This is a genomic window from Bifidobacterium goeldii, assembly GCF_003951095.1.
GTDB classification, from domain to species: Bacteria; Actinomycetota; Actinomycetes; order Actinomycetales; family Bifidobacteriaceae; genus Bifidobacterium; species Bifidobacterium goeldii.
In genome coordinates, this window is the sequence record NZ_QXGL01000005.1 from 139,807 (window position 1) to 152,694 (window position 12,888).

Here is a 12,888-nt window from a genome sequence, read left to right on the forward strand (position 1 = left end):
GACTTGCCTGCGCCATGCGGGCCGGCCGTGTGTGGGTGGGTTTGCGCGGTGAATTGCCCACAGACGGCCCACAGATGGCTCATAGATGTGAGGTTTTTCTTGGCGTGGAACATGGAATGCTCGCCGCATCATGCGTGCGTGGTGTTCATAATGAGGGCATGCTGATTACTCATGCGCGCTTGGTGGGAACCGATGATCTCGTTGATGTGACGATTGCCGATGGTCGCATAACGGCAATAACCCCGAGCGATACGGCAACTGATCGCGAGCGTGTCGCAACCATTCGTGACGCGGAGCGTGACGCGGCTCGCGACGCGGATCGCAACACCTCCGATACTGTTGACATCGTTGACGCTGACGGCATGTGGATAATCCCCGGCCTGTGGGATTGCCATACGCATTTCACGCAATGGTCGAAAACACTAGGCCGCCTCGATTTGATTAATGCCCGCTCGGCCGCCGAGGCGATGGCCATGCTGCGTGAACATCTGGAAGCCCGCCGTGCCGCCGGCACACTGGATCCAAATGCATTCGTGGTCGGCATGCGATTCCGCCACTCACTGTGGTCGGATAGCGAACAGCCCACATTGGCTGCCATCGATGCTGTTACTGGCGATCAGCCCGTTGCACTGTCGAGCGCCGATATGCACTGCGGATGGGTGAACTCCGCAGCCGCGCGCCGGCTCGGCGTGGAGGTTGATGCTACCGGCTTAGTGGGGGAGCTCGCCTGGTTCAACGCGTACACGCAGTTTGATAAAGCGCCCGGCGCGGCTGAAGAGACTGATCGTCTATTGCGCGAGGCTGAACGCGATGCGGCGGCTAAAGGCGTGGTGGGCATTCGCGATTACGAAATGGCTGAGAACGTCAACACGTGGATTGCGCGATTTGCCGCTGGAATCAACGGTCTGCGCGTGGAAGCTGGCGTGTACCCGGAGCGCATGCAGGCGGCGATTGACGCCGGCTGGCACACCGGTATGCCGCTGCCAGGCTCGCACGGATTGGGCACGGTCGGCCCGATGAAACTCATTTCTGACGGCTCGCTCAACACTCGCTCGGCATACTGCTCCACCCCGTACTCCGGTATCGAGCCGCCGACTTACGGCACGTTGAGCTACACGCCGCAGCAGATCGAAGATTATATGCGATTGGCTACCGAGCATGACTTCGATATCGCGTGCCACGCTATCGGCGATGAAGCGAACACGATCGTGCTTGATGCCGCCGCAGCTACCGGCGCGCATGGCTCTATCGAGCATGCGCAAATGCTCAAGCCTGTTGATATTCCGCGGTTTGCTCAGCTGGGACTGACCGCCAGCATTCAACCGCAGCACGCGATGGATGATCGGGATGTTATCGCGCGATTCTGGGCGAATCCGGCCGGTATTCCATATGCCTTCCGCTCACTCTACGATGCTGGCGCGAAGCTGCGCATGGGTTCAGACGCGCCCGTCGCCCCACTTGACCCGTGGCTGGCGATTTCTGCCGCCGTGTTTGGTACGGAGAGTTCTTCGCGTGAACCATTCCAGCCTGAACAGTGCCTGCCAGTCGAGGTGGCGTTGGCTGCTTCAACCGAGGTGGGGCGTGTGAATCCAGCGGCTGGTGATCCTGCGGATTTGGTGTTACTCGACACCGATCCCACTGCGCTGGAAACCCCAGAGGCCATGCGCGCTATGCCGAGCCATGTGGTCATGACCTTCGTAGCGGGCCAGAGAACCCACTAAACCTGTTAACCCACTAGAGACCTCATCTGGTTGTGTGTGCATCCGGTTCATTTATACGGTTGTGTGCATTTCCGGACCGTTGAGAGCCGATTTTCGGCCTTACACGAACCGGATATGCACACAACCGGATAAATGAACCGGATATGCACACGATTGGGTTGGTGTAGTGAACCGGATATGCACACCAAACCTACGTCAACCGGAATAAATACGCGCAGGGCTGGTTACCGCAATGGATAACCAGCCCTAGGTCTATAAGTTAGCCCTATAAGTCAACAATGAGTCAGCGACTCAGTACTTCATGCCCATCGCCTCGCGCACCTGCTCGAGAGTCTCCTCGGCGATAGCGTTTGCGCGCTGGTTGCCATCGTGCAGTACGTCGCGCACATAATCCATATCCTTCGCCAGCTCGGCACGGCGCTCGCGGTGAGGTGCGAGGAACTCGTTCACGGATTCGATCACATACGCCTTGAGCGCGCCTGCACCAGCCTCGCCAATCTCCTCGGCGATCTCCTTCGGATCGCGGCCAGTCACCAAGCCAGCGGTGGTCAGCAGTGCGGAGACCTGCGGGCGAGCAATCGGATCGAAGGTGATCTTGCGCTCAGAATCAGTCGGGCTCTTCTTGATCAGCTTCGCAGTCTCCTCGGCCGTAGCGCCCAGCATGATCGAGTTGCCGTACGACTTGCTCATCTTGCGACCATCAAGACCCGGGATTTCCGGCGCTTCCGAGAGGATTGCAGCCGGCTCCGGGAACACCGGGTGCTTCTTCGCGTAGCGCTCGTTGAAGCGGCGCGCGATCGTACGCGTAATCTCCACGTGCGGCAGGTTATCCTTGCCGATCGGCACAACGTTCGCCTTGCAGAACAGGATGTCGCACGCCTGGTGCACCGGGTAGGTCAGCAGCAGGCCGGTCAGTGCGTGGCCGGAAGCTTCCATCTCGGACTTGACGGTCGGATTGCGGTGCAGCTCAGCCTCGGTAACCAGCGAGAGGAACGGCAGCATCAGCTGGTTCTCAGCCGGAACGGCGGAGTGCGTGAAGATCATCGTCTTCTTCGGGTCGATACCCGCGGCCATGTAATCGAGCACGAGGTTAAGCACATTGTCCTGAATGTGCTCGGTGGTATCGCGGTCGGTGATGACCTGATAATCAGCGATGATGATGTTCGTGTTCACGCCGCGCTCCTGCATGGCGACGCGCTCGCGGATCGATCCGAAATAATGTCCAAGATGCAGACGGCCGGTCGGGCGGTCGCCGGTGAGCATCGTGAACTTGCTCGGGTTTGCCTCGAGCTTGGCGAGCGTTTCGTCCGAACGCTTCTTTGCTGCGAGGAAGCTCGCGCTCATTTCATTACCTGCGGCCGTTAACTGCTGTTCCTGATCCGTCATAATCGCCCTTTGATGGTTCAAAACGCCTGAAAATATCGCTTTTATCGTAAAAGTCCGAGCAGACAACCAATCCTTGCATAACAAGTGGTACTCTCTTATGTGATGAATCGATAGTTAACAGTTTTTCCCAGGGGGTCGCATGGGCCGCGGACGTCAGAAAGCCAAGCAGCAGAAAATTGCCCGGAAGCTCAAGTACCTGACCACCGATACCGATTACGATGAGCTTGCCAAAGAGTTGAGCTCTCAGGAACCCGGCACTGGTTCGCCTGATCCTTTTGCTGATATTGAAGCGCAGTATTCTCACCATTCGGACACTGATTCAGACATTGATGATGAGTCGAGCGCTGACGCCACTGTCGACTCCGCCGACGATCTCGACGAGTACGCCAAGTGGGCTGCAGAAGCCGCCGCAAAGGCGACCAGCGGTGAAATGCCAGCCGTAAAGCCATCCGCACCAAAGCCGATGGCGCACAAACCTATCCCGATGCCGATTCCGAGCGCGCTCAAACCCAAGAAGAACTAATCCAACGGGTAATCCAACGGGATTGAGCCGCATCGCTCGCCATCGCTAATAGGTTCGATGAACTTCAGCAATAAGCAGTAAGCCGCCGATGAACATATCGGCGGCTTACTGCTATTCGCTACTGCATCGCTGTATCGCTGCATCACAGCGGCAGCAGCGCACTCAAATCATCGCGCTCGCCGACCGCGCTAATATGCCCAGCATCCTTCTCTTGTGCCCATGTGGTCACACCAGCCGCGAGCCGCAGCCACACGTCTGGATCGAGTTCAATAACATCCGGTGGCGTGAGATTATGCGGATCTGAAGCAGGACCATCCAAAATTTTGATCGCACCCCACGGCGCGACACGCACTTCAACCCCCGGGCCGGGAGCCTTGCGTTCCAGCAGAAACAGCGTGTACCGCACGGCCATCGCCCATACGGGGCGCGGCAATTGCGTTGGCGCGTCTGCGGACTGTTCGGCGGCCTCGCGCCACTGGTTCCACGCGCGCTCGCCTTTGGCTAGATCCTGGTCTCGAATTACTGGCATGACTCTATTGTGCCTCACTGCTTTTTGGGGCTGAGATCGTTTGCTGAGATCGTTTGCGAATCAGTAGCGGAATATTGACGAAATATCGGCTGATTACACGCCAATTACGTAGTCGAATACGTAGTCATGATCATGACTTACGACAGCGCATATTCGGCCTCACATAACGCGATTACGGCACCTATTGAAAATATGAAACACCCGGATTGCAATGTGTCATTGGCATCTGGGGTGAGATTGATGTACTATGACTTTTGTTTTTGCAAACGATTGCATAACGTAACGCAGCGTTCACCCTGACGTTTATGGGCGGCAACCAAGCCAGACCATAATCGAGAAGGGAAAACAATCCGGAAAGAGAGTCAGGATATGACTGAAACCACTGCACCTAAATCTCCCGTAACGAACCAGGAGTTCGCTGACAGCATCCGCGAACAGCTCAAGTACGTTCAGGGTGTGACCCCGGAGCAGGCCACCGCGGCTGATGTGTACGTCGCCTCCTCGCTCGCCGTGCGTCGCCACCTGCAGGACGCATGGTTCAAGACCCAGCACGACATGGTCAACGGCAACACCAAGGCCGTCGGCTACTTCTCCGCCGAATTCCTCATGGGTAAGCAGCTGGAGAACGCACTCCTCAACGCTGGCCTGACCGAGCAGTTCGACGCAGCTGTCGAATCCCTCGGCTTCACCCCCAAGGACGTTATCGACGCCGAATACGAGCCGGGCCTGGGCAACGGCGGTCTCGGCCGTCTCGCCGCCTGCTTCATCGACTCCCTCGCCTCCCTCGGCGTGCCCGCCTTCGGCTACGGCATCCAGTACCGCTACGGCATCTTCAAGCAGACCTTCGATAAGGACGGCAAGCAGGTCGAAACCCCTGACTACTGGCTGAACAACGAAGAGCCGTGGGGTCACGTCGACTACAACCGTGACCAGAAGGTCTCCTTCGGCGGCGAAGTCGTCGAAGAAAACGGCAAGCGCGTGTGGAAGCCAGCTTGGTCCGTTCGCGCCGTGCCGGTCGACTACATGGTGCCGGGCTACAAGTCCCAGCGCGTGAACACGCTGCGTCTGTGGACCGCCAAGTCCTACGACGAGTTCGATCTGCTCGCCTTCAACCGCTCCGAGTACATGGAAGCCGTCAAGCCGCAGGTCAAGGCCGAGAACATCTCCAAGATCCTCTACCCGGAAGATTCCACCAAGGTCGGTAAGGAACTGCGCCTCGAGCAGCAGTACTTCTTCGTTGCCGCTTCCCTGCACGACGCCATCCGCGTCTTCTACCCGGGCGAAGCCAAGCCGGACCTGACCACCTTCCCGAACAAGATCACCTTCCAGCTCAACGATACTCACCCGGTCATCGGCATCCCGGAGCTCATGCGCATCCTCATCGATGAGTACGACTACGACTGGGATACCGCATGGTCCATCACCCAGAAGACCTTCAACTACACCTGCCACACCCTGCTGCCAGAAGCACTCGAAGTGTGGCCGGCAAGCCTCATCGGCGAACTGCTGCCGCGTCACCTCGAAATCATCGAGAAGATCAACGCACAGTTCGAAGACGAGCTCAAGGGCAAGGGCATCGACGACGCGACCATCGAGCGTATGCGCATCTACACCGGTGACGCTGTGCGCATGGCCTACCTCGCCACCTACGGCGGCTCCCACGTCAACGGCGTGGCCGAACTGCACTCCCAGCTGCTCAAGGACATGACCCTCAAGGACTTCTCCGACGCTTACCCGGACAAGTTCACCAACGTGACCAACGGCGTCACCCCGCGTCGCTTCATCAAGCTCGCCAACCCGGCCCTGTCCGACCTGATCACCGAAGGCCTCGGCACCGACAAGTGGCTGAGCGACCTTGAGCTGCTCAAGGGCCTGGTTCCGCTGGCCGAGGACGACGAATTCGTCAAGAAGTTCGCCGCCGTCAAGGCCGCCAACAAGCACTCCTTCGTTGGCTTCGCCAAGGACCACTACGGCATCGACATCGACGAGAACACCCTGTTCAACACCATGGTCAAGCGTCTGCACGAGTACAAGCGCCAGTCGCTGAAGATCCTCGCTGTCATCTCCAAGTACGCTGCCATCAAGAACGGCACCGTCTCCGCCGACGACATCCTGCCGCGCACCGTGTTCTTCGGCGCCAAGGCTGCCCCGGGCTACTACCTGGCCAAGATGACCATCGAGCTCATCAACAACGTCTCCAAGGTCGTCAACAACGATCCAGACGTCAAGGGCAAGCTCGCCGTCCACATGCTCCCGAACTACAACATCGAAATGGCCCAGAACCTCATCCCGGCCACCGAACTCGACGAGCAGATCTCCCAGGCTGGTAAGGAAGCCTCCGGTACCGGCAACATGAAGTTCGCCCTCAACGGCGCCCTCACCGTCGGCACCCTCGACGGTGCCAACGTCGAAATCCGTGAGCGCGTCGGCGCCGACAACTTCTTCCTCTTCGGCATGACCGTCGACGAGGTTGAGAAGCTCTACGCCGACGGTTACGATCCGGCCAAGTACTACGAAGCCGACCCGCGCCTCAAGCAGGCCATCGACCTCGTCGCCAACGGCACCTTCTCCAACGGCGACCGCAACGCCTACGCGCCTCTCGTCTCCGACTGGCTCACCAAGGACTGGTTCATGACCCTCGCCGACTTCTCCGCCTACGCCGACATCCAGGCCGAAATCGAGAAGCTCTACCGCGACCCGCTCGAGTGGAACCGCAAGGCCCTCCTCAACGTCGCCAACTCCGGCTTCTTCAGCTCGGATCGTTCGATCGAGGATTACCTCGAGCGTATCTGGAAGACCGGTCCTCTGGCCTGACGGCTATAGTCGGCCTCCAGCTGACTAACAAAGCGCGTCTGCAGTTATTGCTGCGGGCGCGCTTTTGTGTTTGAGAAGGAGAGGCGCAGATCGCTGCGTAGGGTTGCTTAAAAAACTAAGTGGGCCCGTGCGCAGATGATACGCACGGGCCCACTAGTAAGCGATAGTAACCGATCGTGATGACGAACGGTAGAGAAACGCAGAAATCAGGCAGCTTCCTCAGCAGTCTCAGCCTCGGCAGCAGGCTCCTCGTCAGCGTCAGCCTCGCCCTTATCCTTCGTCAAGCCCAAGTCAACCGGAGACGAGCTGTTCTCCCACGGCTCCTCCCACGGATCATAATCCGGGTTCTGCTGCTTGTAGATATACAGTCCAACCATGGCAGCAAGCAACGCGCCAAAGAACAGCGCAAAGAACTTCCAACCGTTTGAAGACTTGTTCTCCATGACGGCTCCTTTCCCAATACAATGGCTGATCTGCCCATCCAAACCAACCCTGCATTCCATCTTAATCAGCAAAATGTGGTGATTGCGTGCGGGACACTCGGCCAATATGCAGCCAATATGCCGCCTCTATCGTTTTCAGTATGCAAACGTTCGCGGTGTGTGCGTTCCGCTACAGTGAGCAGTATGAGCAATGGTCGTTTCAGTCTGTTCCCCGGATCGCCATCACTGCGATCTATTTTTTCCAAGCGCTCGATCCGTAACCAATGGAATGCGGGCGGCCCAGTAATCACCGGTGCGATCATCGTCGCCTGCGTGGCAATCTGGGTGCTGGAGATGCTGCTCAGTCTTGTTTGGCCAACCGGCCTCAATATTCTGGTCGGCTACGGTCGTCTCGCGCCACTTACCGCCGTACGCGAACCGTGGACGTTCATCACCTCAATGTTCCTTCACGCACCCAATACGATCTTGCACATCTTGTTCAACATGTTCGCGCTATGGAGCGTCGGACCCATGCTAGAACGCATGATGGGGCACTGGCCATTCCTCGCACTGTACACGCTCTCTGGCCTTGGCGGAGGGCTCGGCATGATGGCTTGGGCTGCTATCCACCCAACAAGTCTAGAAGCCTGGTATACCGGCGCGTACGGGGCTTCTGGTGCCCTGTTTGGCCTATTTGCGGCGATGCTCGTGGTGTACCGGCGTATCGGCGAGGATATTCGCTCGATGCTGATTTGGATGGCGGTGAACTTCCTCCTGCCGCTCGTAGTAGGCGGTATCGCCTGGCAGGCGCATGTGGGCGGTTTCCTCGTCGGTGGTGCGATGACCGCGCTGCTGACCGCCGGACTTCCAGCGTTCCGATCAAAGAGTCTCGCTTGGCGCACCGTGGTGTATGGTCTCGCGCTGTTTGCGGCGATCGTTGTACTGATAGCACTGTGCAACCAGTTCAATCCGCTACTTTCAGTGGGATTGTGACCTACAGAATTACGCACGTGTAGTTTTCCACATATGTGGAAAACTATGTGGATAACATGGGTATATCTCGTGGATAAGTGCCATCAACAAGGTGTGCAAAGTGGTATTAATCGTTGAAATTCCGCCGATTATGTGATGTGCATAATGTGCACAGTGACTTATCCACAATGCTTATCTACGAGGGTGATGGGGATAATCGGTGGGTAACGTGTGGATAAACCCCACTTCCGAGTGGATATACGGTGGATAACTTGTGGATAACTATGCACAATCCGCTATTTTCCGCGGTTTGTGAGTGTGTATAACTTATTCGTAGACACTGTGGATATGCACATTTGTGTATGGCGAATACCTGTTTTGTGTATTCGGCTGCCCGCTACGAATCTCAATAATCGACATATCGGCACTGTCGCTAAGATAATGGCCATGCTCATTACGCCGCAGACTGCCCGATTCATCGCCGAGCATCGGCTTGATAACGTACGCGATCTCGCGCTCAAAGCCAAACGCGAAGACGGTCTCGATCTGCCATTCGCACTCGACCAAATCGCCGGCTGGCAGACCGCGCGCACCAAACTGCCACAATGGGCCGAGCAGAGCGGCATTATCTACCCGCCGCATCTATCCATGGAACAATGCTCATCGCAATTCACCGCCCAGTACAAAGCCGATCTTGCGCGCCGCCTCACCAGCGCGGCTAACGGTGCTGCAAACAGTGCTGCAAACAGCGCCGCCGGCAAAGCCGCAAACGGCTGCTTAGTCGATCTCACCGGCGGCTTCGGCGTGGATTGCTCCTATATGGCTCGAGAATTCGCTCAGACGGTCTATATCGAGCGGCAGGAACATTTATGTGTGCTTGCTGAGCACAACATGCAGGCGCTTGGATTACGCCACGTACGCATTGTGTGCGGTGACGCAGTGACCATGCTTGCCGATGATCAGATCACGCGCATTGCGCCCAGCCAGCCGGCGCTTATCTTTATTGACCCAGCGCGGCGCGATGAACACGGCGGCCGCACATACGCCATCGAAGATTGCACGCCGGACGTACTCGCGCTCAAAGATCGTCTGCTAGAACTCGCCCCGCATGTCATGATCAAACTGTCTCCGATGCTTGACTGGCGCAAAACGGTAGCAGACTTCCGCGGCGCCGTGAGCGAAGTGCATATCGTCTCCACTGGCAACGAGTGCAAGGAGCTACTGCTCGTACTTGAACGCCGGCATAGCCGCCGTACAAGCGATAATGATGCTCCAGTGCGCGTGTATTGCGTGAACGACAATGACATCGTGGATTTTGCTTACGATCCTGCCAATACTTCATCAGATCGAGCATTAGGCTTTGCGCCGCTACCGCAGCCGATCCGCTACTTGTATGAGCCGAATGCCTCCCTGATGAAGGCAGGTTGTTTTGCGCTGCTCGAAGAACGATACGGCATTACGCAGATCGGGCCCAATAGTCATTTGTTGGTATCTGCTGCCGATCAGCCAATCAGCGGTTTTCCCGGTCGGGCGTTCGCTGTTGAAGCCATGGGCGGTATGGGCAAAAAAGAGGTAAAGACCTTGTTGCAAGGCGCAGCCAAAGCGAATATCGCCGTGCGCAATTTCCCGCTCACCGTGGCCCAATTACGCAAAAAGCTCAAACTCGGCGATGGCGGCGACGTCTATCTGTTCGCCACTACGCTCGCCGGGAATAAGCACGTGCTCATCCGCTGCACGCGCTGTGCGGCGTAAGCTACATGCCCGGGCATATAGCCTGTTTGAGGGTGCAAAAAGGCCGTATGCCCGGGTTACGCAATAAGGGCATACGGCCTTTTGAAAAAATCGTTACTGTGAACGCGGTATGCGCCGCGAGATCAGCGCCACCACATCGTCATGATGAAGCCGGCCATGATAATCGTGAACGCGATCGCCAGATTCCACGGGCCAATACCCGGGATCGGCCACGTGCCACCGTTAGCGATGTTCTTGTCGCTGCTGGGGGAGAGGTAGTACACAACAGCCCAGATCAGACCGATGATCATCAGTGCGCAGAACAGCGGCACAAACCAGCGCGGATTCGACTTGGTGCCCTTAATAGACTCCTCAACGCGGCGGGTGTTCTCCGCCTGGCGCGCCATCATGCGCTGCATCTGCGGGGTCATGGCAGACTTGTCAGCAGTGGCGTTCAGCACGGCCTCGACCTTGTCCATCGGGACGCCGTAGTCGTCATTCTCATTTGCGTCGGCGTCAGATTCCTTGGCGTCCGTAGCAGTATCCGTAGTGGTTGCGGTCTCGTCCTGCCAGTCCTTCTGGTCCTCCGAGTCAGTTCCGTGCAGCTCTGTATCAGCCATCAGCGTAGTCTCCATTCAATAGGCTAAAAGTCATAATAGCGGCTACACTCGAACGGAGAGTACTTACGGAGGAAAAATGGCCAAACACACCAGCCGTCACGCAGCCCGCCGCTCGCGGCTCGGCAGCGCCGCCGTGTGTGTAATTGTCGCATTATCCGGATTTTTACTCATGACCAACCTGCGCGTCAACCGCACAGTCACCGTAACTTCCGACACTGCCGACCTTGTGGAACAGCGTGTGAAACGCGTTGATGAGCTGCAAAAAGAAGTGAGCAGTCTCAGCTCGCAAATCGATACGCTCAAAGAATTCGCTGGCTCAAGTACTGACGGTACGGATTCTGGTTCCACTTCCTCCGGCTCGAATTCTGCTGAGGATGCTGGTTCTGGCACGATGCTGCCCGCAGTAGAAGGCCCCGGTGTGACGGTAACGCTTGACGATTCACCGTTGTGGGAAAACATGGTTGATAGTTCCGGCTCAGCTGCCAACATCAACGATTATGTTGTGCATCAAGAAGATGTGGAAGCTGTGGTGAATGCCCTATGGGCTGGCGGCGCTGAGTCGATGATGATCATGGACCAGCGTGTGCTTTTCAACTCAGCGGTGATCTGCCAAGGCAACGTGCTGCTGCTACAAGGTAAGAAGTATTCGCCACCATTTACGGTGTCGGCCATCGGGCCAACGAACGAAATGCTGGACGCGCTTGATAATTCGCGCGCAGTCAAACTGTATAAGGAATACGTCAGTGCTTTCGGCCTTGGCTGGAAAGTAGAGACGAAAGAAAAGCTCACATTTGACCAGTCTGCGGCCACGCTACAGCCGCTGCGGTATGCGTCCGTGATCAGAAAGGACGGGGGACAGTGAGGCATTCAGCCAACGCAAACGACAACGTAATCACCACTGCAAACGATTCGACAAGCACTGAGCTCACTGCACAAGGAACGCCATCGCGCAGGTCGCGCGGTGCTCGCGCACGTCGTCGCAGTGCAGTGTGGTCAGTACTCGGTGTACTCGCTGAGATTCTTATCACGATGGCTATCGTGTGCGCACTGTACTTGGTGTGGCAAATGTGGTGGACCGGCGTGCAAGCCGAGCACACGCAAGTGCAAACGCGACAAGCTGCATCATGGAACGTGCCCAACGGTGGCTCCGATGGCAAGGTCGCTCAAGCACAGGAAGGCGACCCGCCAACATCGACTGATCCAGTAGCTGAAGGCGACCTCATCGCGCAGATTTATATTCCCCGCTTTGGTAAAGGCTGGGTGCGCAACATCGTCGAAGGCACAACTGAATCGGAACTCTCACTGCACGGCCTCGGCCACTATTCCACTACGCAGATGCCCGGCGCTGTCGGCAACTTCGCCATCGCCGGCCACCGTAACGGCTACGGGCGCCCACTCGGCGATGTGAACCTCCTTCAGGAAGGCGACCCGATCGTCGTGCGCACCAAAGACTACTGGTACGTGTACAAGTACACGTCCTACAAAGTCGTAACTCCTGAGCATGTTGAAGTGATCGCCGCTAACCCGGAAAACCCATCCGCATCGCCCACTAAGCGCATGATTACGCTCACTACATGCGAACCGGCGTACAGTACTGCTACTCATCGTTGGATCAGCTACGGCGAGCTCGCCTACTGGGCGAAAGTGTCCGACGGTACGCCAGCGGAACTGGGCGTTGAAGATTCCGCCGGTACCGTGACGTTCACCACTGAAGACGATAATTCATCATCGCCGATTGTTGCGCTCGGTACGCTTGAGCCGATTGTGATGTGGACGCTGATCGCCTACCTCGTGCTGTACATTGCTGCGCTGGTTGCTTGGCGCTACCCGCTGCTGCGCGCGATTCGCGCAGGGGAGCGCCGCCGCCCAGAAGCGAGCATCTACGGTTGGGTGCTGCGCCACCAGCCTGGCCCGCTGCCGATTCGACTGCTGCTGTTTGCGCTGCTGATGTTCGCTATTTCCGCAGCGATTATCCAGTGGGCGTGCCCGTGGGCCGCAGCCAACATTCCTATGTTGCAAAGCATGTCGAACTACGCCGTTGGTTAAACGAGCGGATGCGCGAGCAGCGAGCGGCCAGTGAGATAGCCGCCGCGCTCGCGCATTGCACGGCGTAGCATGGACGAACAATAGCCGTGACGAGATCATTGAGATCATTGAATGAACGGGAGCA

11 protein-coding genes are annotated in these 12,888 nt (G+C 57.4%); 7 read left to right on the forward strand and 4 right to left on the reverse strand.

Translation table 11 applies throughout. From position 1 onward, the window contains the following. Positions 1–158: 158 nt before the first annotated feature. Positions 159–1,721 (forward strand): amidohydrolase, encoded by a 1,563-nt coding sequence (locus tag D2E25_RS08215; RefSeq protein WP_125981682.1) that lies wholly within the window; start codon positions 159–161, stop codon positions 1,719–1,721. A 291-nt stretch (positions 1,722–2,012) separates the two neighbouring features. Here the strand turns inward: D2E25_RS08215 and trpS are convergent, their stop codons facing one another. After that, on the reverse strand, positions 2,013–3,107 hold the full coding sequence (gene trpS, locus D2E25_RS08220) for a tryptophan--tRNA ligase (protein ID WP_125981683.1): 1,095 nt from the start codon (positions 3,105–3,107) through the stop codon (positions 2,013–2,015). 139 nt (positions 3,108–3,246) lie between these two features. Here trpS and D2E25_RS08225 point away from each other — a divergent pair, with 139 nt between their 5' ends. Continuing rightward, the gene (locus D2E25_RS08225; protein ID WP_125981685.1) at positions 3,247–3,630 is read left to right on the forward strand and encodes a DUF3073 domain-containing protein; all 384 of its coding nucleotides are present in this window, start codon (positions 3,247–3,249) and stop codon (positions 3,628–3,630) included. A gap of 142 nt (positions 3,631–3,772) precedes the next feature. Here the strand turns inward: D2E25_RS08225 and D2E25_RS08230 are convergent, their stop codons facing one another. Then, complete coding sequence (locus D2E25_RS08230; protein ID WP_125981687.1) at positions 3,773–4,159, reverse strand: sterol carrier family protein; 387 nt, start codon at positions 4,157–4,159, stop codon at positions 3,773–3,775. 369 nt (positions 4,160–4,528) lie between these two features. On the opposite strand from D2E25_RS08230, the gene D2E25_RS08235 reads away from it, so the two are divergent. Beyond that, positions 4,529–6,973: a glycogen/starch/alpha-glucan phosphorylase gene (locus D2E25_RS08235; protein WP_125981689.1), complete on the forward strand. Its 2,445-nt coding sequence runs from the start codon at positions 4,529–4,531 to the stop codon at positions 6,971–6,973. Positions 6,974–7,179: 206 nt separating this feature from the next. Here the strand turns inward: D2E25_RS08235 and D2E25_RS08240 are convergent, their stop codons facing one another. Next, a complete protein-coding gene (locus tag D2E25_RS08240) occupies positions 7,180–7,416 on the reverse strand; it encodes a hypothetical protein (protein WP_125981691.1) in 237 nt (78 codons plus the stop codon). 183 nt (positions 7,417–7,599) lie between these two features. On the opposite strand from D2E25_RS08240, the gene D2E25_RS08245 reads away from it, so the two are divergent. Together D2E25_RS08245 and D2E25_RS08250 are read left to right on the forward strand one after the other, a co-directional pair. Further along, positions 7,600–8,388 (forward strand): rhomboid family intramembrane serine protease, encoded by a 789-nt coding sequence (locus D2E25_RS08245; RefSeq protein WP_125981693.1) that lies wholly within the window; start codon positions 7,600–7,602, stop codon positions 8,386–8,388. Between the two features lie 426 nt (positions 8,389–8,814). Beyond that, on the forward strand, positions 8,815–10,119 hold the full coding sequence (locus D2E25_RS08250) for a THUMP-like domain-containing protein (protein WP_125981695.1): 1,305 nt from the start codon (positions 8,815–8,817) through the stop codon (positions 10,117–10,119). A 122-nt stretch (positions 10,120–10,241) separates the two neighbouring features. Here the strand turns inward: D2E25_RS08250 and crgA are convergent, their stop codons facing one another. After that, the gene (gene crgA, locus D2E25_RS08255; protein WP_125981697.1) at positions 10,242–10,718 is read right to left on the reverse strand and encodes a cell division protein CrgA; all 477 of its coding nucleotides are present in this window, start codon (positions 10,716–10,718) and stop codon (positions 10,242–10,244) included. 76 nt (positions 10,719–10,794) lie between these two features. Here crgA and D2E25_RS08260 point away from each other — a divergent pair, with 76 nt between their 5' ends. Continuing rightward, positions 10,795–11,580 (forward strand): DUF881 domain-containing protein, encoded by a 786-nt coding sequence (locus D2E25_RS08260; RefSeq protein WP_125981699.1) that lies wholly within the window; start codon positions 10,795–10,797, stop codon positions 11,578–11,580. A 29-nt stretch (positions 11,581–11,609) separates the two neighbouring features. Continuing rightward, positions 11,610–12,764 carry a class E sortase gene (locus D2E25_RS08265; protein ID WP_164514783.1) on the forward strand — a complete coding sequence of 385 codons (1,155 nt, stop codon included), beginning with the start codon at positions 11,610–11,612 and terminating at the stop codon, positions 12,762–12,764. Positions 12,765–12,888 lie beyond the last annotated feature (124 nt).

What these genes read in the sequence shown, in the direction of transcription:
- D2E25_RS08250 (WP_125981695.1), top strand. Translation starts at nt 8,815, where the DNA reads ATGCTCATTACGCCGCAGACTGCCCGATTCATCGCCGAGCATCGGCTT.
- D2E25_RS08245 (WP_125981693.1), top strand. Translation starts at nt 7,600, where the DNA reads ATGAGCAATGGTCGTTTCAGTCTGTTCCCCGGATCGCCATCACTGCGA.
- trpS (WP_125981683.1), bottom strand. Translation starts at nt 3,107, where the DNA reads ATGACGGATCAGGAACAGCAGTTAACGGCCGCAGGTAATGAAATGAGC.
- D2E25_RS08235 (WP_125981689.1), top strand. Translation starts at nt 4,529, where the DNA reads ATGACTGAAACCACTGCACCTAAATCTCCCGTAACGAACCAGGAGTTC.
- D2E25_RS08240 (WP_125981691.1), bottom strand. Translation starts at nt 7,416, where the DNA reads ATGGAGAACAAGTCTTCAAACGGTTGGAAGTTCTTTGCGCTGTTCTTT.
- crgA (WP_125981697.1), bottom strand. Translation starts at nt 10,718, where the DNA reads ATGGCTGATACAGAGCTGCACGGAACTGACTCGGAGGACCAGAAGGAC.
- D2E25_RS08260 (WP_125981699.1), top strand. Translation starts at nt 10,795, where the DNA reads ATGGCCAAACACACCAGCCGTCACGCAGCCCGCCGCTCGCGGCTCGGC.
- D2E25_RS08230 (WP_125981687.1), bottom strand. Translation starts at nt 4,159, where the DNA reads ATGCCAGTAATTCGAGACCAGGATCTAGCCAAAGGCGAGCGCGCGTGG.
- D2E25_RS08215 (WP_125981682.1), top strand. Translation starts at nt 159, where the DNA reads ATGCTGATTACTCATGCGCGCTTGGTGGGAACCGATGATCTCGTTGAT.
- D2E25_RS08225 (WP_125981685.1), top strand. Translation starts at nt 3,247, where the DNA reads ATGGGCCGCGGACGTCAGAAAGCCAAGCAGCAGAAAATTGCCCGGAAG.